Annotated in this window: 18 protein-coding genes and 1 pseudogene; 9 read left to right on the top strand and 10 right to left on the bottom strand. The window is 41.1% G+C overall.

From position 1 onward, the window contains the following. The first annotated feature begins 309 nt into the window (after positions 1-309). A complete protein-coding gene (locus tag AC5JM2_RS26315) occupies positions 310-2,340 on the top strand; it encodes an ABC transporter ATP-binding protein/permease (RefSeq protein ID WP_495837768.1) in 2,031 nt (676 codons plus the stop codon). A gap of 214 nt (positions 2,341-2,554) precedes the next feature. On the opposite strand, the gene glmS is transcribed toward AC5JM2_RS26315, so the two are convergent. Together glmS and psaC are read right to left on the bottom strand one after the other, a co-directional pair. Continuing rightward, positions 2,555-4,456, bottom strand: a complete 1,902-nt coding sequence (glmS, locus tag AC5JM2_RS26310) for a glutamine--fructose-6-phosphate transaminase (isomerizing) (RefSeq protein ID WP_495837767.1) — start codon at positions 4,454-4,456, stop codon at positions 2,555-2,557. Positions 4,457-4,830: 374 nt separating this feature from the next. Further along, positions 4,831-5,076 (bottom strand): photosystem I iron-sulfur center protein PsaC, encoded by a 246-nt coding sequence (gene psaC, locus AC5JM2_RS26305; protein ID WP_010997613.1) that lies wholly within the window; start codon positions 5,074-5,076, stop codon positions 4,831-4,833. Between the two features lie 721 nt (positions 5,077-5,797). On the opposite strand from psaC, the gene AC5JM2_RS26300 reads away from it, so the two are divergent. Then, complete coding sequence (locus AC5JM2_RS26300) at positions 5,798-5,932, top strand: tetratricopeptide repeat protein (protein WP_495837875.1); 135 nt, start codon at positions 5,798-5,800, stop codon at positions 5,930-5,932. Between the two features lie 196 nt (positions 5,933-6,128). Then, complete coding sequence (locus AC5JM2_RS26295; RefSeq protein ID WP_210615159.1) at positions 6,129-6,509, top strand: hypothetical protein; 381 nt, start codon at positions 6,129-6,131, stop codon at positions 6,507-6,509. Between the two features lie 122 nt (positions 6,510-6,631). Here the strand turns inward: AC5JM2_RS26295 and AC5JM2_RS26290 are convergent, their stop codons facing one another. The 4 genes and pseudogenes from AC5JM2_RS26290 to AC5JM2_RS26275 form a co-directional block, all read right to left on the bottom strand. Then, on the bottom strand, positions 6,632-7,018 hold the full coding sequence (locus tag AC5JM2_RS26290; RefSeq protein ID WP_495837766.1) for a hypothetical protein: 387 nt from the start codon (positions 7,016-7,018) through the stop codon (positions 6,632-6,634). Between the two features lie 294 nt (positions 7,019-7,312). Beyond that, positions 7,313-8,404: a saccharopine dehydrogenase family protein gene (locus AC5JM2_RS26285; protein ID WP_495837765.1), complete on the bottom strand. Its 1,092-nt coding sequence runs from the start codon at positions 8,402-8,404 to the stop codon at positions 7,313-7,315. A 233-nt stretch (positions 8,405-8,637) separates the two neighbouring features. Further along, positions 8,638-8,928 (bottom strand): annotated as a pseudogene (locus AC5JM2_RS26280) (phytoene desaturase family protein); the annotation flags it as partial. Positions 8,929-9,276: 348 nt separating this feature from the next. After that, complete coding sequence (locus AC5JM2_RS26275; RefSeq protein WP_495837764.1) at positions 9,277-10,134, bottom strand: oxygenase MpaB family protein; 858 nt, start codon at positions 10,132-10,134, stop codon at positions 9,277-9,279. 362 nt (positions 10,135-10,496) lie between these two features. On the opposite strand from AC5JM2_RS26275, the gene AC5JM2_RS26270 reads away from it, so the two are divergent. Next, entirely contained in the window at positions 10,497-11,891 is a 1,395-nt protein-coding gene (locus tag AC5JM2_RS26270; RefSeq protein WP_495837763.1) for an amidase, read from the top strand. A 19-nt stretch (positions 11,892-11,910) separates the two neighbouring features. Next, the gene (locus AC5JM2_RS26265; RefSeq protein WP_495837762.1) at positions 11,911-12,618 is read left to right on the top strand and encodes a Crp/Fnr family transcriptional regulator; all 708 of its coding nucleotides are present in this window, start codon (positions 11,911-11,913) and stop codon (positions 12,616-12,618) included. Between the two features lie 112 nt (positions 12,619-12,730). Here the strand turns inward: AC5JM2_RS26265 and AC5JM2_RS26260 are convergent, their stop codons facing one another. After that, positions 12,731-13,519: a glutathione S-transferase family protein gene (locus AC5JM2_RS26260; protein ID WP_495837761.1), complete on the bottom strand. Its 789-nt coding sequence runs from the start codon at positions 13,517-13,519 to the stop codon at positions 12,731-12,733. A 111-nt stretch (positions 13,520-13,630) separates the two neighbouring features. Between AC5JM2_RS26260 and AC5JM2_RS26255 the strand changes: the two genes are divergently transcribed. Then, complete coding sequence (locus tag AC5JM2_RS26255; RefSeq protein WP_495837760.1) at positions 13,631-13,795, top strand: hypothetical protein; 165 nt, start codon at positions 13,631-13,633, stop codon at positions 13,793-13,795. Positions 13,796-13,940: 145 nt separating this feature from the next. On the opposite strand, the gene AC5JM2_RS26250 is transcribed toward AC5JM2_RS26255, so the two are convergent. Then, a complete protein-coding gene (locus tag AC5JM2_RS26250; protein WP_495837759.1) occupies positions 13,941-14,381 on the bottom strand; it encodes a hypothetical protein in 441 nt (146 codons plus the stop codon). Between the two features lie 727 nt (positions 14,382-15,108). Between AC5JM2_RS26250 and AC5JM2_RS26245 the strand changes: the two genes are divergently transcribed. The 3 genes from AC5JM2_RS26245 (at position 15,109) to AC5JM2_RS26235 (ending at position 18,193) form a co-directional block, all read left to right on the top strand. Further along, a complete protein-coding gene (locus AC5JM2_RS26245; protein ID WP_495837758.1) occupies positions 15,109-16,827 on the top strand; it encodes a protein kinase domain-containing protein in 1,719 nt (572 codons plus the stop codon). A gap of 261 nt (positions 16,828-17,088) precedes the next feature. Beyond that, the gene (locus AC5JM2_RS26240) at positions 17,089-17,346 is read left to right on the top strand and encodes a hypothetical protein (RefSeq protein ID WP_495837757.1); all 258 of its coding nucleotides are present in this window, start codon (positions 17,089-17,091) and stop codon (positions 17,344-17,346) included. 400 nt (positions 17,347-17,746) lie between these two features. Further along, positions 17,747-18,193: a hypothetical protein gene (locus tag AC5JM2_RS26235; RefSeq protein ID WP_495837756.1), complete on the top strand. Its 447-nt coding sequence runs from the start codon at positions 17,747-17,749 to the stop codon at positions 18,191-18,193. Between the two features lie 188 nt (positions 18,194-18,381). On the opposite strand, the gene AC5JM2_RS26230 is transcribed toward AC5JM2_RS26235, so the two are convergent. Both AC5JM2_RS26230 and AC5JM2_RS26225 read right to left on the bottom strand, forming a co-directional pair. Continuing rightward, positions 18,382-19,683: a cation:proton antiporter gene (locus AC5JM2_RS26230; protein WP_495837755.1), complete on the bottom strand. Its 1,302-nt coding sequence runs from the start codon at positions 19,681-19,683 to the stop codon at positions 18,382-18,384. A 267-nt stretch (positions 19,684-19,950) separates the two neighbouring features. Beyond that, positions 19,951-21,426, bottom strand: coding sequence for a hypothetical protein (locus tag AC5JM2_RS26225; RefSeq protein WP_495837754.1), 1,476 nt, complete (start codon positions 21,424-21,426; stop codon positions 19,951-19,953). Positions 21,427-21,742: the final 316 nt, after the last annotated feature.

The raw sequence follows: 21,742 nt of genomic DNA, 5'->3' as shown, positions 1-21,742 counted from the left end.
CTGTTAAGAGTTCCCTGTTAAGCGTTCCCCCACCTCAACGAATAATTTCACAACTCCTGCACGGATTGCTATATATGTTTCAATAAATATGCACGCACAAGGAATAACAATCTAGTTTATGGGCTTAAGTGGTGCAGATAAAATCACAATTTTTAGAGTACTATAGCAAATATTATAATTTTTTTTCAAGTCAGTCATTTCTAGAGAAATCTTTAGTGAGACACTGCATATTCATGAGAGTATATTTTATAAAGTGGCGGATGTTATCATAATTTTTGATCCAAAAATCTAGTCAGTCTATTTTAGAATATGCAAACCAAATCTGTTACCAATCAATCCTTAATGAACGATACTTCTCCTCCATCTGCTAATAAATTTTGGGATAATCTAAAAGTTATCGTCGTCTCTTACTGGTATCCAACAGAGTCTGGAGAAAGAGCATTTCCAGAGGTGCTTCGTATGTGGGGAATGCTCTTTATCCTGATTATATTAATTGTTGCACTGGTGAGCGTAGCTGCCTTTAATAGCTTTGTTACTCGCTACTTAACCGATGTCATTGAAGAGAAAGATTATTCTGGCTTTATTAAGACGCTAGTGCTTTACAGTGCTGCTCTTATCTGTGTAACACTCTTAAATGGATTTTCGAAATTTGTTAGAAAAAAAATTGCATTTGATTGGTACAAATGGTTAAATAATCGCATATTATTAAAATATTTAGGCAATCGTGCTTATTATAAAATAAACTTTAAATCTGATATAGATAACCCTGATCAACGAATATCTCAAGAAATCGAACCTTTGACCAGTAATGCTCTCTCGTTTTCAGCTACTTTTCTAGAAAAAGTGCTAGAGATGACGACTTTTTTAGTAATTCTTTGGTCAATCTCCCAATTTATCTCAATTGTTTTGGTTGTTTATACGATTATAGGCAATTTAATTGCTTTTTACTTGGGTCAACAACTAAATAAAATTAATCAAGAAGAACTAGAACTTAAAGCAGAATACAGTTATTGTCTGACTCATGTTCGTAATCACGCTGAATCGATAGCTTTTTTTCAGGGAGAAAACCAAGAATATAATATAATTCAACGCAGATTTGATAAACTGCTCAAAAATATTTTACGCAAGATTGATTGGGAGAGAAATCAGGAGTTTTTTGACGGAGCATATAAGTCTGCTATTCAAATATTTCCATATCTGGTACTTGCACCTTTATATATAAGTGGTCAAGCTGATTTCGGAGAAGTTGTCCAAGCCAGTATAGCTGGTAATCAGTTTGCCTCAGCTCTGGCAACATTAATTAGGGAATTTGGAAATTCTGGACGATTTTCTAGTTACGTTGAGCGTTTATCAGAATTTTCCGAGGCATTAGCAGAAGTTAGCAAACAACCAGAGAATGTCACTACCATTAAAACAATAGAAGAAAACTGTCTGGCATTTGAGCATGTCACCTTACAAACGCCAAACTATGAACAGGTAATCGTCGAAGACTTGTCACTTGTTGTTCAACCAGGAGAAGGTTTATTAATTGTTGGACCAAGTGGACGAGGTAAAAGTTCTCTGTTGCGAGCGATCGCTGGGTTATGGAATGCAGGTACTGGTCGGCTGGTGCGACCTCCGCTACAATCCGTTTTATTTTTGCCGCAACGTCCTTATATAATTTTGGGAACTTTACGCGAACAGTTACTTTATCCTAATACAAATCGTCAAGTGAGCGATGCAGAACTCGAAGAAGTTTTGCAACAAGTCAACCTGCAAAACGTGCTCAGCCGAGTCGAAGGCTTTGATACAGAAGTTCCTTGGGAGAACATATTATCGCTGGGAGAACAACAACGCCTTGCATTTGCACGATTGCTAGTTACTCATCCTAGGTTCACTATATTAGATGAAGCAACCAGTGCTTTAGATTTGAAGAATGAAGGACATTTATATCAACAGTTACAAGAAACCAAAACAACTTTTATCAGTGTTGGACATCGAGAAAGTCTATTTAACTATCATCAATGGGTTCTAGAACTTTCACAAGATTCCAGTTGGCAACTTGTGACCGTACAGGATTATCAGACTCAAAAAGCAAAAGAAATTGTCACTAATCCTCCTGAAAATACTCAAATCAAAATAGATGATTTTTCCAATAATGAATCCCAAATCCAGCCAGAAGTAGCGGCAGAAATAGGCATAATCGAAGGGCTTTCTCATAAAGAAATACAGATATTAGCAGACTATTCACTTGGCACCGTTAGAAGCAAGGCAAGCAAAGGTCAATCCATCACTACTAAGGACGGCTTAACCTATCGCTATAATAAAGATCCAAAGGTATTGAAATGGCTGAGAGTTTAGTAGCATATCGGTTAAAGGGGGAAAGGGTAAGAAAAAACCTTTAACCCAAACCCAGTAACCTTTTCCCCAAACCCAATTCGCAAAGTGAGAAATGCTTATCACCAAGCGTATTGTGGCGACTGCTATATGTAGCGGTATTTATAAGATCCACCCTTAGGAGAAATTGTACAACTTTATTATGTTTCCACAAAAGTGCAGAATATCAGTTGTAAAACTATTCAACCGTCACAGACTTCGCTAAATTCCTAGGCTGATCGACATCCAAACCGCGAAGCGCCGCAATGTGATAAGCCAATAATTGTAGGGGAATAACTGTGAGAATTGGAGAAAGCAATTCATCAACTTTGGAAACCGGAATAAAGTCATTAAAGATTTCCGCTGCTTCTCCCCCATTGAAAGGAGTCACACCAATTAAGCGAGAATCACGCGCTTTGGCTTCCTGGGCGTTAGAAATCACTTTTTCGTAAACACTTCCAGGCATGGCGATCGCCACAACTGGAACTTTTGCATCCAACAAAGCAATCGGTCCGTGTTTCATTTCCCCAGCCGGATATCCCTCTGCATGAATATAGCTAATTTCCTTTAATTTCAACGCTCCTTCTAAAGCAATGGGGAAGTTAATTCCTCTTCCTAAAAAGATGAAATCTTTGGTTTCTGCAAACTCATGCGCTAATTGTCCAATAGAGTCCTCTTGTTTTTCCAAAGTTGCTTCAATTTCACCTGGGATTTGCCGCAACCCGTTAATAATCTCCTGCAATCTTGTTGAAGAAATGCTGTTGCGAAGATATGCCAAATCTAATGCTAATGCATAAAATGCCATCAACTGAGCAATAAAAGTTTTCGTTGCAGCGACTCCAATTTCAATTCCCGCGAGAGTATTAATAATTTGAGATACCATATGACCTAAGGTACTTTCTGGGCGATTGGTAATTCCTAATAATCGTGCTTGATATTTTGGTTCTTTATCTTGACGACGTTCTTGTTCCATCGCCAAAGCTGCTAGCGTATCAGCCGTTTCACCAGACTGCGTAACGCCAATAGTCAAGGTATTAGGTGTCAGGGGTGTTGGTGCATAACGAAATTCTGAAGCGTAATGCACTTGCGTTGGAATTCCTGCCAGTTGTTCTATTAAATATTTACCCACTAATGCTGCGTGCCAACTCGTACCGCAAGCAACAATTTGAATTTGTTCTAAGTTAGCGTAAATTTTTTCTGGTAAACCAAGCTTAACCGGAGAACTGGTTGAATCAGCAACATTCCAATTAGCGTTGAAGTAAGCATCCAAACAAGCCCGTACTACCCCTGGTTGCTCATAAATTTCCTTGAGCATGAAGTGCTTGAATCCCTGCTTTTCCACCATCATGGGATTCAAATTAAGCAGGCGGGGCTGTTTTCTCAACCTTTCACCAGCAAAGTTGTAAACCTCAACGCCCAGAGGTGTCAGACGTGCCAATTCTCTATTTTCCAGGGGTAAAACCGCACGGGTATGAGAAATAATCGCTGGTGTGTCGGAAGCGCAGAAGAATTCCCCTTGCCCAAAACCAATTACCATAGGTGCTTGTTGTCGGACGACGATGAGTTCATCGGGGTAGTCAGCACTGATGAGTGCGATCGCAAACGCCCCCCTTAGTTTATGAACAGTATCCCGAACAGCCTCAAGCAACAGAGAAGGGCAGAAGGGAGGAACAGAAGAAGGGGGGTGCTTGAAAAACTCAGCGATCAGGTGGGGAATAACCTCAACATCAGTCTCTGAGAGAAACTGGTATCCTTTCTGTTTTAGTTCCTCGCGCAACTCGCTGTAATTTTCAATAATCCCATTCACGACTACTGCTATTCGCATAGCCGTATCCATATGAGGATGGGCATTGTACTCTTCAGGTTTACCATGAGTTGCCCAGCGAGTGTGACCAATACCAATTTGAGAGGGTGTTTCTACTTGTTCTAGCTTAGAACGCAGATTGTAAAGTTTGCCTTTTGCCCGCACACAATTCACTTCACCTTCCCATATCGTGGCGATTCCCGCAGAATCGTATCCCCGATACTCTAGTTTTTCCAGCCCAGATAGCAAAATTTCTGTTGCCGCTTGAGTGCCAATATACCCAACGATTCCGCACATTTGATCACACCACTCTTGTTATAGGACTAATAAACCCAGTATAGTCAATAGCACAAAGGTAGCATTTTGGCAAAAAAATGACTTTGTTGTATATAGGGAACAGGGAACAGGGAACAGGGAACAGGGAACAGGGAAGTAGAAGTGTACGAAGCTTCGCAAAAATCTTTGGAGGAGTCCTATATATGAAAAAAGCTTGTCAGTGCGGGCAAGCAGATGCAATCTACCAGTATTGCGATTTCTTTCAAATTTTTACATTAAGTTTATAAAATTGCAGGCTGGACATGACTCACCATTGTTGTAAATGGTACGTAATGCCCAGCCTCCACTACTAAAAGTGCTTGCTATCGAGATAATGTGCGCTCCGAAGGGAAAATTTAGTAAGCCAGACCCATACTGCGAGTTGTTTCGGCTCCTAAATAAACGCGGATGCTTAAAAAGTCGGTAGGACAAGCCGTTTCACATCGCTTGCAGCCCACACAATCTTCTGTACGTGGAGAAGAAGCGACTTGAGCAGCTTTGCAGCCATCCCAAGGAACCATCTCTAGTACGTCAGTAGGGCAAGCACGAACGCATTGTGTACAGCCGATGCAGGTATCGTAGATTTTTACGGTATGAGACATTGAAAAAAAGCTCCTTTGAGAGAGTTTTTCTGGTTTGAAAGAATCATAATCATGGCTTAGTTTACCGCAGTGGCTGATCGTCCGTAATTAAAAGGCTACATAACTTTAAAGAATGTAATAAGCACCTTTAAATTGCAGTCAAGCTATTGTGCATTTCAGTAAGGATGTATTGCGTAGCTCTAATGACTGTCTGGCATGGATTTGGTGAGCGTGAATTTTGAGTTTTGGATTGCCTAAGTTGAGTATTTAGTCTTATATCAATCTCCTTTCAAGCACCAGCTTTTTGAGCACGGGTTGCATTATATAGACATGTTAATCAAAAGTCAACAATAAGGAGCGCTTGGGGGCGTTAAAGATATAACTTGTTTGTTAGTAACCTTTTCAAGAAATTTCAGTTCTGCGTATTCAAATGACTGAGATTTTTATCAAAATATTAATTAATGTAAATAATCTTAGTAAAGGTTTGGATTCATCATATAAGCGATAAGTCTCTGGACTTCGGCGTGAGCGCTCAGTCGAACGTTTGACGTTGAGTTCCAAGGGGACATGCGCAAAGGTGAAAATACTCGTTTGCGTCATTATCTGGCAAGACTACAATGCCTTCGGCACGCTACGCGAACGAAAAACATTATGCTATTCCAAATCTGGAGATATGCTCAAATTCTCGATTCGATTGTTACTTCACTACCTAAAGTATAGAGAAATACCTGTATTTGGCTGAATCATCCCGGATTTATGCAACGCCGAATTTCATTTAGGAAACTTGAAAGCAGCGCTTACCGATTTTAACTCGACGCTGCGGCTAAATCCTAACCACGCGGATGCTTATACAGGTAGAGGAACAGCTTATGCTTAATTGGGAGATTTCCGCGTATTGCTGCACGAAAAGTAAAAGGCAGTAATCGTCGCAGAAAGGCTACAAGAATTCTAGCTAGGGAAACAAAGTTGTGGTGCGCATTGTCAAACTAGATTATTTCAGGAAAAAATTCACTTGCTCTTTTGACAGTGAATGGAATAACCTGAACGCTCAAGCACGTTTTTCAAGGAAACCCATGAACAGAAAACTTATACTGAATTTGCTTTCTAGTTCCTCCATTTTTGTATCTCTGATGTCTACACTGGGAGTGATCAATCCCGCCCACGCTGCTGGTATGACTCAGCGACTAACGCATACCAGCGATGGTCGTACTTGCATAACACATCCCCACGCTAGTTACAAAACTCCTGTATGCATTAAAGATTCTGAAAGAAATCCAAATGCTCCGCCTGTACGTTCAACAACTATTACTACAAACAAATCAGATCAGAACGTCGCCATGCTGAACTTTACTGAAGAGGAAAGTAATGCTGCGATGCGCTTATTTAGCTGTGACTGTCCCTATTGTATAAATTCTTTACGTCAACTGCGCGGTACTGGAAATTTGGTGTATTAGAGCGTTTGTTGCTATTCGCTTAAACCGCGAAAAGCCCTACACTCTATCCACTGGGTGAGTGTTGGGATTAATCAAGGTGTATTAGGGAGAGAACTTCTTCACCTCCCTCATTTTTTCTACTTTTACTTTCCTGTTGCTTTCTCAACCGCTTTTTCAGCTTTTTGAATCAAATTTGGCTGCGGATGTTCCTGCTCGTAAGCCTTCTCATTCCTTTCGTAAGCTTTCTCAACAGTTTCTAGGTTTTGAGAGTCTTTTACTGCTTGCTCATATTCCTGTTCTCTATCTTCTTCCTGAATACCAACACCAGGGTCATATTCGTTAGCACGGTTAATCTTTTCTTCGGGTGTGAGTTTTGGTCCTGGAAATGCTGGTTTTTCTGATGTAAATCCTATTGCATAGCTAGGCTCAACAAAAAAAAATACACTTGATAAGCTGATTAAAGCCATCAACCCTACAACTACAATACTCTGGCGCAAAGCTTTCTTTAAAATAGCTAAAATGAACTGCATGGCAATACTCTCCTTGTCTTGTTTTATTTGTTTAAGTTTGGCAGGAATGAAAATCACAGGAATATTACGTGGTTTAGTAAAACTTTGCCTCCTGCTTTGAGGGTACATTAACAATTCTATGTTCAAAGTGTCGCAGGTTCGCACTAAGCTATGCCTTGTGAGCATGCTACTTTGTACTCCTAGCGAGGCTCATGCCTTTAAAAAATACCAAATTTAAAAGATATCCCGTGCTATAAACTAAGTTTTTCTACGTGGGTAATGGTTTTCTATCTGTCTCTTACGTAGGATTTGCATTTACAACCATTCGTGACTAATGTCAATACCCCGACTCTGCATTGTTTGCTCAAATAAATCTGTTGGCAGTGCTTCTTCAACGGGTGAAACACCAGGTTTTTTCAACTTGCCATCTAGTAATAATTGAGCAATGCTACCCGTGCCACAGCCCGAAGCTACTGCGGTATTTTCATGCACTAAAGTAGAGCAAAAAGTTGCTATTTTATTATCTTTGTGACCTGTAATTTCTGAGCGAACTGTAACTCCAATACCACTGAAAGGATTGGTCACATCGGTCATAAAATGACTAACATGAGCCAAAAATTCAATAGCGCTTTTCTGTTGCATCAGTTGCTTAGGAAAAATGTGGGCAGCTATCCAAGTGAGGTGATTATAAAAATCGGGAACTGAACCAAATTTTGTAATAACAGTTTTTACTGAGGGAAAAGCATGAGGAAGTGTAAAAGTTTCTGGCATATCAAACCAGTACACTCCGCTACGACCATATGGAGGTGGAAAGTCAAGATTTTCGCGCTGGCTATAGGGTTTGACTGTTTGCCATTCACCATCTATCCAAGCATCAAAAGGTTGTTGTAAACCTAAAAAGGTTGTTCGCATGACGGTGACACCAGCCCCGCCAGAACCAGATACTAAATAACTCAAATGAATCTTTTCTGGTGTATCAAATTGCTCAACACCCTGACGTACCATGCTGTTAGAAATGCCGGGGAAGATACCAGTGTTAATGACTGCTGTAACATCTGCAGATACGGCTGCATCGTTGTAGGTGAGAGCCTTACTGGTATAAGAACGGTGGTCACTGACATCTACATAGTTGACGCCATGTTCAATACAGATCTTGAGAACATTGGTATCTCGGTAGTGAAAAGGACCAGCACAGTGAACTATCAAATCGGTAGAGGCGATCGCCTTCTTCAGTTTCTCCACATCAGCCAAGTCCAACGCCAAATGTTCCACTCTCGGGTCGCCCGTTTTGCCACCTGGTGTGCGTCCTGTGATAGTCACTTGTGCTTGTGTATGGGTGAGAAGGTCTTTGGCAACGCTACCACCGATCCGCCCACGTCCTCCTAGAATTAAAACTCGCTTAGTCATCGCTCTGGCATTGACATACAGCAGTCTTATTACATCAATTTTTACAGATGTTTGTCATCGCTAATGAGTATGAGGTTTGCTTGCTCACAAAGGAAGATGTCTTATGAAAATTAAACTTGTAATAAGCGCTCTTTGCGCTTACTACAAACTCATCATTCGCGACCGAGAACAGTTGCAACAGTAGATTTTATCGAATGTTTTGCATCTTTTAACGTTTGTGTCAATGGTTCTTGAGGATGAGGGCAAAAGGCGACTTGATCACAGGGAAGATATTCCAAGCCGTACTTGTGCAATTCTAATTCTTGTATGACTGATCCAAGGAAAATAAATAAGTGGTTGATAGCGCAGGGGTTGAATTTGAAACCAGGCGCTTCTTGTGGCATAAGTTCTTCAGTTGTTGCACCACCACCAGGAGTTGAACGCCCCTCCAATAGTAGGACGCTGTACCCAGCTTTGAGGAGATAGGCAGCACAAACGAGGGCATTGTGACCAGCACCAATAATCACAATATCATATACTTCCATAGCAGCAACTTGGGGAGTAAGGGTTTATTCACAGATGTTAGAAAGCGCTTAAAAAGTGTAAATCTTTCGTGGATTATAATCGGGGATTAGGTATTTGCTGTAATTTAGCTTTGGAATGCCATAAGTCTGCAGGAGGATGTCAACCACTGATGACTTGGTGTCTCAAGCAACAATGATAACTGGTTATTCATTCGCAGCAGCACTTTTGCAAGCTATCTCTTATGGTTGAAACAGATGTGAACAAGGTAACCAGTCTCCAGTCCCCAGTACCCAGCACCCTTGAATGAATAATGAATAAAATTTATTTCGCTTTTACTCCAGCACTAGAACAAACTTGGTAGAAAATATTTAACTTCTCTTTTTTTCTACTGACCCCAAATTTGCTATCTCATATCCACTAGGATAACTGCGGATTGGAGAGTCGATAAAGAAGTTAGACGAATTGCGAGGTGGTAAGAAACGCAATACTCTACCACGAATTTTCAAGCTGGTTTCTACACCCATTCGCAGCAACTGGGAAGGATGTTCAAAACCAAACGCATTGAGCATTGTGTCATCAAATAAAGTATAAGTTACAGGTTTGAGAGACGATTCCATCCACTTGGGAAACCAACTCAAAAATAAATCACGAGTTGCTTCACCTACTCGACGATTCGTGTCTGAATAACAAAACTGGGTGCGTTCGTAGTCGAGGTTATACTGTTCCAATTCCTCGTAGGTTTCTGGAATATTTTCAATATGCATCCGCTTACCGACTTCCCGCCAAAAGTAAAATGAGGCTAATCTTTCTTGTTCGCACATCAGCCGCCAGCCAAAACGGGCATTCCAACGGACGGGTTCATAAATAAACGTCGAAAGTACGTAGAGGAAATCTGCATTGTCAATCTTGAAGCGGGAGTGGATAGCATTCATGTGTTGAATGGCTTGACGACCTCGCTCGCTGTCGTAACCCCACTTGCAAAACTCTACAATAATTATTGCTGTATCGTCGTAACGTTTTTGCGGACGTTTGTGAAACTCCCCGGTTTTATCCAGTAATTTAGAGATACTGGCAACACAGTAAGTTTTCATCAGGGCAATTTCGTGCGATTTCTGCACGTCCCAAGGAAATTCGTAGCCCAACATAAGATGATAAATCTCACAGTGGTCTTGTATGGGATCGAGTTGCTGAATCCGACGAAGATTGTCGTAGCGATGGAAATACATCTCAATTTTATCCTGAACTTAGGAAAATATGTAAATGATTGTATATGCTGGCAAGTAAGTATGTTTCAGCGCTTGCCCTTGTTTAGCTTCCATCAAATTCTCAAATTTTACAAGCAAAGATGACCTTTTTGACAGCAACATAAATATTGATGCGAGGAAATGCAGGATTTGAGAAACCCAGTGTTTGTGAAAAATCGCGTTTCCAACGAAAACGTAAATACAATAGAACTAGTGTAATATAACCCTGGATATACAAAATTCTCTTTTGGTTATAAAACGTAAAAATTGTAACCTTTTTGAGAGTGTAAAACAAAATCCAATCCCCAAAAACAGGGGATTTTTGTTTAAGAGGTCTTGTTTCAATGAATAAAGTTGATCTCGCTTTTACTTCAGCACTAGAACAAGCACAGTTAATCCGACACCGAGAGGTATCGCCGTTGGAGTTGGTGGAAGTTTATTTAGAACGTATTTCTAGGTTGAATCCTCAGTTGGGAAGTTATTTTACGGTGATGGCAGAACAAGCGATCGCAGATGCTAAAGCCAAAACAGAAATACTTTCTAATACCTCGGAACTACCACCGTTTTTTGGAGTGCCAATTTCTATCAAAGACCTCAACCCTGTTGCAGGTGTCCCTTGTACTTACGGAAATCCCGCATTACTGAATAATATTCCTGACTATGATGATGGTGTCGTAGTCAAGATTAAGCAAGCTGGATTTATTCTTTTGGGTAAAACAGCAACTTCAGAATTTGGTTCATTTCCTTACACAGAACCTACGGGTTTTCCTCCAGCCAGAAATCCGTGGAATTTGGACTACACTCCAGGTGGTTCTAGCGGTGGTGCAGCCGCTGCAGTAGCAGCAGGATTATGTGCGATCGCTCAAGGTTCTGATGGTGGTGGTTCAATTCGTGGTCCTGCAGCTTGTTGTGGTTTAGTGGGAATCAAGCCATCAAGAGGACGGGTGACTCATGCACCGGTGGGCGATCGCCTCAGTGGTATTGCAACGAATGGTCCAATAGCACGTACTGTTGCTGATGCGGCTGCTCTTTTAGATGTCATGTCTGGATACGTCACGGGTGATCCATATTGGTTACCCAATCCAGAACCATCGTTTGTTGCTTATACAAAAGAAACACCTGGTCGTTTGCGAATTGCTTATGCAACAAGTACCCCTCCTATAGGGAAAGCTGATGCTAACTGTGAGCAAGGCGTTCTGCAAACAGTACAATTATTGCAAGAACTTGGTCACACAGTTGATGCGACAAGCATAGATCTTAGTGGATTAGCTGAACCATTTCAATTTGTTTGGCAAACGAGTATCGCTGCGTCGGGAATACCTGCTGAGGCTTTACAGCCATTGAATCGTTGGTTGTTGGCTAGAACTGGTTCTGCGGGTGAGTATCTGCAAGCAGTTTCCCAAATGCAGGTGGTCGCACGACAAATTGTCGCATTATTCGACACGATTGATGTGCTTGTGTTGCCAGTTTACTTACATTCACCCATTCGCGTGGGAGAGTGGGCAAACTTGAGTCCAGAAGAGACATTCCAAAAGATTGTTGGTTGGGTTGCACCTTGTCCACGAGCGAATGCAACTGGACAACCGGCGATCGCTCTTCCTGTAGGTTTTGATGAGCTAGGTTTACCGATGAGCGTCCAGTTGGTGGGACGTCCCGCAGCCGAAGCCACTCTCATTAGCTTAGCAGCACAACTGGAAGCCGCAAAACCTTGGATTCAGCATCGTCCAGCTTTAGGATGAATAATTTTCCTAAATCATTATGCAGGCAAGCATTGAACAAATTTCACAAATTGCCGTGTTTGTAGGTTTAGAGCCTTCAGATAAATTGAGTTTGCAGCCTCACACCCAAGTGCGACGTTATCTTAAGGGAGAAATTATCCTGCATGAAGGCGATGCTCTACCAGATGTATTGTTTGCTTTAGTTAGTGGTTCGATTCAAATGACAAAAACAGCAGGAACGGGGAAAGAAACGATTCTTCGCACGCTTTCTGCTGGGGAAATTTTTGCTGATCCTGCACTGTTAGGAAATGGTATTGCGCCTGCAACCGTGACAGCTTTGAGTGATTGTGAGATTTTGACTGTACAACGAGATACTCTACTCAAAGCTATTCAAGAAAACCCTGATATTGCTCTACGGATGCTGATGGTTTTTAATTCGAGAATTCAGCAATTGCATGAAACAGTTCATGGATTAGTTTCTGAAAGAGCCATTGTCAGGTTGGTAAGAATAATTCAATATTTTGCTAAGCATGATGGTACAGAGTCAACTCCGCAAGGAGAAGTTTTGAAAATCCAATTGCCTTACTATCGAATTGCACGTAGTATTGGCATTACTTATGAAGAGTGCGTACGCTTAATTAAAAGTCTTAAGTCAGTCATTGCTTACAGTCGGGGTGGAAAGATAACGATACTTGATGCAAAAAAACTAGAAGAAGTTGCGGCGTTGCATAATGGCAGTATGAATTAAGGTCAATTCTTATGCAATGTCCTGAATGTGGGTCAACAGTAATTCATACCTTGATTCCGCAACGTCGAAAATCCTTTGAGGCTTTTGGTGTCGCAAAGTATTATAGTTTTTCTCAAGAGAAATCGTTACCGAATCGGATGTTGTCTTTCTCAATGCCGTCAAGTACAACTTGGAGTCCACCCATACGAATCATCCACTCAAGACGATGGTCACGGTATTGACGTTTGAACAAACCTTGTTCAACGAAATGCGAAAATTGCTCCAATCCAGCAACTGAGTCGTTTGCTTCCTGCAACGTTTGAGCGACGCTTGGACGCACACTAACGCGCTTGAACCAATCGGCAAGTGGAGAGTTTGCTTCTGGTGCAATCCCGAATATGAATGACGACGAGTTAATGTGAGGAACGACACAAAGATCGCTCCAGCCAAAACGGTCGCCGTTGAACCATTCGCGATCGCCTAGCTGCTTCGTCAGCCATTCACGGCACTTCGCAGCCTGTTGTTTGGCATTCCCAACGATCTTTTCAGCAAGCGAACCCTTCGCCCGCCCAAACAAGTTGATTTCCATCACCCCCCAGTTGATCGGCTCGTAGTAAGTGTCCATGACCTCTTCAATCATGCGGACACGGGCTCGATCTGCCGGATTGCTCGGCAATAGCGGTTGCGCGGACCATTTGTCTTCGATGTACTCAAGGATGATTGTAGAGTCGAAAATCTTGACGTCGCCGTCAATGAGGACTGGCATCTCCGCACGAGGATTGGCTTCCAGAAACTCGCTGCCCCCAAACCCGCCCCCACTCACGTCAGGCGTCTTGATCTCAAATTCAACCCCCTTTTCGCGCAAGGCGATTTTGGTCTTCTGTGCATACGGAGATAGCGGGTGTTCGTAGAAGATGATCATTGGTCAAATTCTCAGAGCTACAGTTACTGCTTGTGTTCTTGATTCCCAATATTATTACTAAAGACCATTCGTGACAATTTAAGACAATACTGCATTTGTCAATGAGCAATATTGCTTAAATCTTTAACATGGGTCAAGCGATCGCGAAGCGGCTCCCTGCTGGAGCATCGCCGCTTCATTTCACCTGTAAAAATTGCGGTGCAAAATCACCCTCTGAGAACGCCCGTCGCCTACGTCGGGAAACAAGGACTGCATAGCGCTGGTCTCACAAGTTAACGGGTTCTAAGCCCGTGTTATTGACGAAAAATCGCCTCTGTCTGAAGTCAACTAGTATACAACATAAAGATGTTTTTTAGGGTTTATACATGCGTAGCAATCATTTGTTGAATTGGTATTATTATGGGCAAACAATCTACTTCACTTACTGACTACCTTTACCAGAAGTCCACTGACTGACATTCTTGACTGAAGTGTGAGCTTCTACAGAGGCTGATTGGCTCTGTTCAACACGTGTTTTTTCTGCAATTTTGTCTGCTAGGCGACATTGCAGCACTACAGATGATAACTCAAAGAATGCTCCAGGACGATTGTCATTTCCCATATCTGACAACGCCCGTCCTACACCTTCTAGACAAATATTCATAATCACAATGTCTGAATTTTTTTTGTTGAGTCTCTGGCGGAGGCTTTGAAGTTGTTGGTTATTATCATTTAGCTGGCTGTGTACTTTTTCAAGATTTTGTTGGGTTTTCTTCAACTCAATTTTGGCGTTATCTAAATTTTGCTGTAACATGCACCCGTGTATTGTCAAGAAGCTGACGATACCAATAGTACAAAAATTTAGCCGAAAAGAGTTATGCATAATAGAAACACTCTCGTTCAGACATAAATTATTTTCTGACTCTTTTTGCATATATTACAAGCTATTTTCCTACAAATATTAAAAAATAAATATCGTGTTGATGGGAATTGAGTAAAGAAAACTAGTGACTACCCGTATTTTTTCTAGTTCTTATTAGCTTTAATTTAAAATTAAACTACCAATAACTACTTATGTGTTGATATTTTTACCTGTGATTTTATGAATCTTTTTTAGGCAAACCAAAGATTACTTACGTATCTGATCGAAATTGCTATAAAATTGACGATATAAGTTAGTTATTAAACTTACAATCAATTAATGAATTTTTGTGAAGTATGCCAAACTGGCAACATTAGTGTCTTGGATTTGTTATTCATTAATGTACCAGGATCATCTTATTTATCTCTGCCTAATGAACATCACAAAGCTTTTTATTCAAGTTACTGTGATAAAGAGAATAGGATTAACTACCCATGATATACCTCATTTTCACAAAAATTGTTAGGAAAAGCAGGCACTCTGAAAAGTTTGATAAAATGTCTTGATGTCATTCATCAAACTTTTCTGTAGTTATAAACCTTACCAAATAGGTAGAAGAGTATAAAGTCTAAACGAGAAGTAAAAGAGAGAGTATAGAAATCAAAAAATATATTTTTTGACTTCACTTTTTCTTTGAGTCTCTAAATGTAAAAGCGTTACAGTTATTTTTTTAAATCACCGTTACAACATGATTGGTCAGTTACTAGCAGGACGTTACAAAGTCCTTGAAGTCTTGGGTGAGGGGGGGTTTGGGCAAACTTACATTGCAGAGGACGTTCACCTCCCTGGGAACCCTAAATGCGTCCTCAAACATCTCAAAACTTCTAGTACCGACCCTGATATTTTAGAATCTGTCAGAAGGCTTTTTCAAAAAGAAGCTGAAACTTTGCAACAGCTGGGCAACCACGACCAAATACCCAGACTTTTAGCTTATTTTGAAGAAAAGCAAGAATTTTACTTGGCACAAGAATTTATCAGTGGACATCCTGTGAGTATGGAGTTTCCTCCAGGAAGAATATGGACGGAACTCCATATTCTTGAAATGCTAAATTCGGTACTGGGTATTTTAGAATTTGTTCATAGCCATGGGGTCATTCATCGTGATATCAAACCAGATAATATTATTAGACGTGCTTCAGACAACAAATTAGTTCTGATAGACTTTGGAGCAATAAAACAACTGCAAAGTCAAACAGCGGTTGGGACAAGACAAAACCACATCACTCTGATCACCGGAACTCGGGGATATATGCCCTCTGAACAAATCAGACGTTTACCACGTCCTAGTAGTGATATTTATGCACTAGGGATGATGGGTATTCAAGGATTGACAGGGGTGCATCCACACGAACTCCAAGATGATCCCAATACAGGAGAAATACTGTGGCAACATCTGGCAACTGTCAGTCCGGGGTTAGCTGCTATTCTTACTAAGATGACGCGCTATCACTTTAAAGATCGTTACCAGACTGCGACTGAGGTGCTGCTAGCGCTACGGGAATCAGCGACAAACCCTGACAAATTGCCGACAGAGGAAGCTTGTTTTACCACAAATATCCTTCATGAACTCTCTTTAGAGTGGGAGGAAAATGGACAAGTCAAAAATCGCAAAATTCTTGAAAAGCAACAAAGTAAAAACCCCAGTCGAGGAGTCCGCATTGGTCGTGATCCTCAAGTATGCGACATTGTTATATCAGATCCAACAGTCTCTGCTTTACATATTGAAATCTTCTTTCATCAGCAAAAGCAGAAATTTTACTTGCGGAATTTGCGCCAGATGAATCCTCCTATTGTTGATGGACAGTTACTTTTAGCAGGCGAAATGCCTCTTCGTATTGGTAGTAATATACGCTTGGGGCAACAAAATTTTCAGGTGAGTGCCATTGTTTGCAACGAGTATCCGGGTGGATACGTACCCATAGAATACTCGATTGTTCCGATCGCACTGCAACAACCTATTAACCAGACGATGCGAATTCCAAAAGTCAAGAAGGCTGAAGAAAATTCACAAGAAGTTTTGTTGACTCCTCCGTCAGTATTATCATCTTCAGCGATCAAAGTACCAAAATTACTTGGGATGAGTGTAGCAGCTTGTATCAGTGCTGTTGGTGGCTTTAGCTTTTTGAATCCTAACAACATGATTGGAAGTCATGCACAACAGAATTTCATCTCACAGCAACCACAACTGTGTCGTGTTGTTTCTCCCCCTGGTGGCAGATTTGTTGCTAAATTACGCCCTGAACCTCAAACAGAGATTGGCGCTGTCAAACAACTGAATCTAGGCGTAATGGTTTTATTTGTTCAAGTACGTGGTGATTTTGTAGAAGTTAAACTGCCTGATGGAACTCAAGGCTGGCTTTTTAGGGATGAAGTACAGCCTTGTACTCCATCACAAATAACCCATTAAGAATGAAACATGAAGGAATTGACACATAGATGTCCAAAGTCATGAAAAATTTTATACTTCTTTTTTCCTGTTTTCGCCTTCAGTTCATACTTTAAATTACCATTTGTATAGATGTCAGTACTAGGATGTCAAGAAACAATAGATTCTAATCAACGTCTTCAACATTCGTCCGTATGACCACCCACAACTGTTGAAAAGATTATTAAAACCGGAATTGTTTTGTTAATCAATGTAACTTTTATTACTTTAAAGGGAAAATCTATGTCGCTGGATCAGGTAAATGCTTTTTACGAGGTCTTAATGTCGGATCAAGTCATTTATGAGCAGTATCACCAGAAGTGCTGCGTTAAAGGCTTATTTGGTATTTGGGATTGGGATAAAACCAAAATTGTTCATTTTGCTTCTACTCTTGGCTATACATTTACTGAACACGACTTAGATGAAGTATGGTTTGGTGGCGAGTCTAGTGTTTCTGAGAGTTCCTTAAATGTATCAGAATATCAGCGTTATATGGTATGAATTATGGACTACCAAATTCAAAATATGTAGTTTGATATGGTTTATCTGAAAGCTTTTAGCAATTCGTGATTTTACTAGCTATTGTGTCTGAAATCTTTATTCGCGCTAGTGGCGGTTATTGAGAAATAACCGCCATTAGCATGTTGACAAGCAAGTGCCGCGCTTTGTCATGGTTTACCCTAACGCCAACGGTCAGACGAGCGCTCTTGGTAGGGTTTCCAACGCCCTCTAGGGAAGACCTCAGGTCTTTCCCGGAGGATTGGAGGTATTAGGGTAATCGTACAGGACAATGCCTCAATCCACAACTTATGACGGCAGAACCTCTATCTGGGGAACGATTTGACTTCGGAGCCAGATGAAGTAAAAATAGGATGCTAAATAAAAATGGAGCTTGTATTCAATGAAATTGAATGATGTGATGAAACGGCTTTCGACTGTAGGACGCTTTCTGGCTACAACTCTGTTTTGTGTGTTGGCGATCGCCTTCGTTTGGCAAGGTGCGTTTTTCTCGAACACCGCAGCAATGGCTAATCCCGCTACAAACTTAATCGCAACAGCAGACTTGGATAATCAGGTTAAAGGTAAAACCAGTGAAGATGCTGGACGAGCCAAAGGTTTCATTGAAGATACGAAAAATAAGGTTAAGGAAACTGCAAACAAAAATGCTGATCGAGTTGACAAAGCAACCGATAATGGTAGTTTTCTTGAGCGCAAAGCAAACAGAGATGCGGCTCGAATTGAGCAAAGAGCAGATGAAGATGCCGCTCGGACTAAAGAAGCTGTAGACAACACAAAGAATGCTGTTGAACGCGCTGTTGATAGCATCAAGGATGCTTTTGGCAACTAGAGAATAGATAGGCGTTGCGATAGTAAGCAGACATAACACAACGCGCCTAAGCATAAGATAGGTTATACGTTCAGATTTAGAGAAAACTGGACGTATAAACCTGAAAAAACCGAGCCGGAGCGCTAAAAAATCAGGCACGTGTAACCATCATCTTGACCAGAGAGCTTAAAATCTTTCTCGGTTATGCTTCATTCAAATTCATCAATGGTAGCTGGAGAAGAAGAATTTTCGTGCTTGGCAAGATTACGCTCATACCAATTCATTAATGGAGTTGAACTGATTCCGTGTACAATCACGGAAACAACAATAGTGGTGTAAGTTATCCAACTTATTTGCTCACCTATTTCACCTTTTAAACCTTTGCCAAAGGCATATGAAAGATAATATAAAGAGCCAACACCACGAATACCAAACCAACCGAATAACAAACGAGTTCCTGAATACCAAGTTCGACGACGGTACGCTTTTCGGGAATTTCCACCAATTGTGCTAATCCAGGCTCCTACAGGTCGGATGACTAGGAATAATAAGACTATCACTAATAAAGATTGGCTAGCATATTTTAGCATTGGCTGGACTAATAATATTGTCCCCAATATTAGTATTGTCCCAACCTCTAAAAGTTTTTCCAATCTCTCTATAAATTCCAACTGTGCCAGTGGTGTTTCTGAATTTCTATGACTCCGTTGGACAACTAACCCTGCAGTAAATACAGCAAGAAATCCATAGCCATTAACAATTTCTGTTAGAGAGTAAGTTAGTAAAACTGTACCAAGGGCTATAAAATCTTCCATAATTTCATCGCTACGACCCATTTTTTGGATTTTTTTCTCAATCCAAACAACCGCTTTGGCAACGACAAACCCCATTACAATACCAGCAGCAATAGCCCAAATGATATCAACTGCAACCCACTGTTTCAGCCAGTTGTTCCAGTTGTTATCTTTTAACGCATGAATACCAAAATAAATAAAAGGAAAAGCTAAGGCATCATTTAAACCGCCTTCAGACGTCAAACCAAAGCGTAATTCATCTTTGTCATTTTTATCACTTAGTTGAACTTCTGAAGCTAAAACTGGATCAGTTGGTGCAAGAATAGCTCCTAATAAAATAGCCTCTCCCCAATCCATCCCTAAAAAGAGTTTACCTACAACTGCCAACCCAAAAATTGAAATTGGCATCAAAAAAACAATAAGTCGCGTCGTAATATTCCAGGCTCTAAATTGTAGCGGACGTACAATTTTTAAACCACAGCTAAAGACAGATATAATCACGACAAATTCTGCCAGCCGTTCTAACACCTCGGCGTTTAATACTCCAGGACGGCGTAATTGAATCAGTCCAAAACCATAGGGACCTAATAAAATACCTACTATTAGGTAGATGATGGCAAAGGAAAAAGGTAAACGCGAAATCCATCCGGATAATAAGGTAACAAATAGCAGCAATGAACCAATAAAAAGTAAATCAATAATATAGCTATCAACCATAAAAATAATTTTTATTACAAAGCGACGCACCAAGAGTCTACTTGTGAATTGTTTTGCGTTTACATCACCTTACGATAGATTTATTTAAGACACCTCACATAACTTTTCTCTAATGATTCACGTACTCGCTACACCGATTCTGCTGGTATAGAGGCACGGCAATGCCGTACCCCTTCCGGGCTGCATGTATTCTATGCAGGTGAGAATCGTGCTTATTTACAACCACAGATGCACAATGATGTTGGAGCGCTTATAGTATCAGATAAATTAACGAACCCAGTACTCGGTGTCCGTCTTGGTCAACTTGGTTGGGAAGTCAGATGGCGTAACTTTACGTCTAAAAATCATTCTCTGGCTACGTCGCTGTCCATAACCAACCAACAACAATATAATTACCAGCGCAACAAGCGGTGTTATTGTTGTTGTTGGCTCGGGTACCTTCTTAACTTGCTGTCCCGGCGGAAAATTCACAGGAGGAGTGGGTGGTACTTCAATGATTTGGTTGTTACCACCAGGACCACCGCCTGAAGGAGGGATAGATCCACCACCAGAACCACCGCCCGAAGGAGGAATAGATCCACCACCAGAACCACCGCTTGAAGGAGGGATAGATCCACCACCAGAACCACCGCCTGAAGGAGGAATAGATCCACCACCAGAGGAAGGTGGAGTGCTAAGTAGGGGTGTACCTGATCCCCGACCGGAAGAACTACCTCCACCACCAAAAGCCAGAAGAAGTAAGAGCAAGGCAAGACCACCTAGGGGCCAGGTGGGAAATGAGCTCCCTGATGATCCTTGTTGCAACACGACATCTTCTGCAAGGTTTGAGGGAACATCAATCCCTATTCCTTCTGGCTGCAATGATACTGGAATCCCTATTCCTTCTGGCTGCAATGATACTGGAGTTGTCCCAACAAAGGTATCTCCAGGAAGAGTTTCCCCAATCAGCGAATCACCGGCAGGAATGCCAAGATTTGGACGTCCGAATTCTGCAGCTTCTGGTGAATATGGCATCGAAAGGTCTCTAAGAATTGTCTCTTTGAGAGACTCTTGATCACCAGAGTTCAACACACGCATCGAATTGGACAGTTTTTGGGAGTAAAACTTGGTCAGTTCTGGTCCTAAATTCAAAGATTGAATCTGCTGCTGTGCATTGGGAATTTTTGCCACCTCTTCAAGCAACAGACGCCCATAAGAGTATTTCAAATCAAGCAACCCATTACGTGGATCGAGTGAGTTTCCACGAACAGCAGGTGCCCAATAAAAGTTTTTGGTGACTTGTCCCAAACCTTCTTGGGGAGTTTGACTGACTGTTTGTCCAAACAGATAGCGATACCCGTCCACGATATTAGGGTTGTCGTTCTGCCAGAATGAGGCGTACGGTATCTGAGAAATATTGGGATTGTTTGCGTAAAGGGAAGCAAAATTCTGGTAGTTTTGTTCCCCACCAGCAGCTCGCATCAGCAACTGCTCGTAGCTTGGCCCACCATTTGACTCAACTAATTTTTGGAAGACTGCTCCTGCTTTGTTACAAGCGGCACCAAATCCCACACTACATCCAGCAATACCTCGCATTTGGGTCAAATCTCTGCCCGATAGCTGGTACTGAAGGTAGTTTTGCTCCAGCCCTGGTTGAATACCATAACGTCCAAGCACGAGCTGGGCTGAAGCAGATTGACATGCAGTCAGTACTGCTGTAATGGATGATACTGCAATTGCAATTTTTTTGGCTGTTGACTTCAAGGGATTTACCTCCAGTAAAAAAATGTGAGGTCATGGGAGTATAAACTGTAAAGGACAGTTAAATTCAAAAATTTTTTCTTTTTTTCTTTTTTTATTTTTGAATTTTTTATGAACCCACCCTGTCCGTAATAAATGTAACTTAACTAATCTCTTGCACCTATCCGTAGAAAAGCGTAGAAGTTAAAAAGATGTAAGGGTAAGTAACATGATTTTTCTTGGCAATTCTTAGCTCAATATTAGGATTTTTTGTTTAATACTGAGTGACCGAAACAATTTTAGATTTGAAATTTTAGATTTGAAATTGGGGAGCCAATAC

Source organism: Brasilonema angustatum, assembly GCF_059505445.1.
The sequence above is the reverse complement of the archived record's forward strand: the minus strand, read 5'-3'. Positions and strand labels throughout refer to the sequence as shown.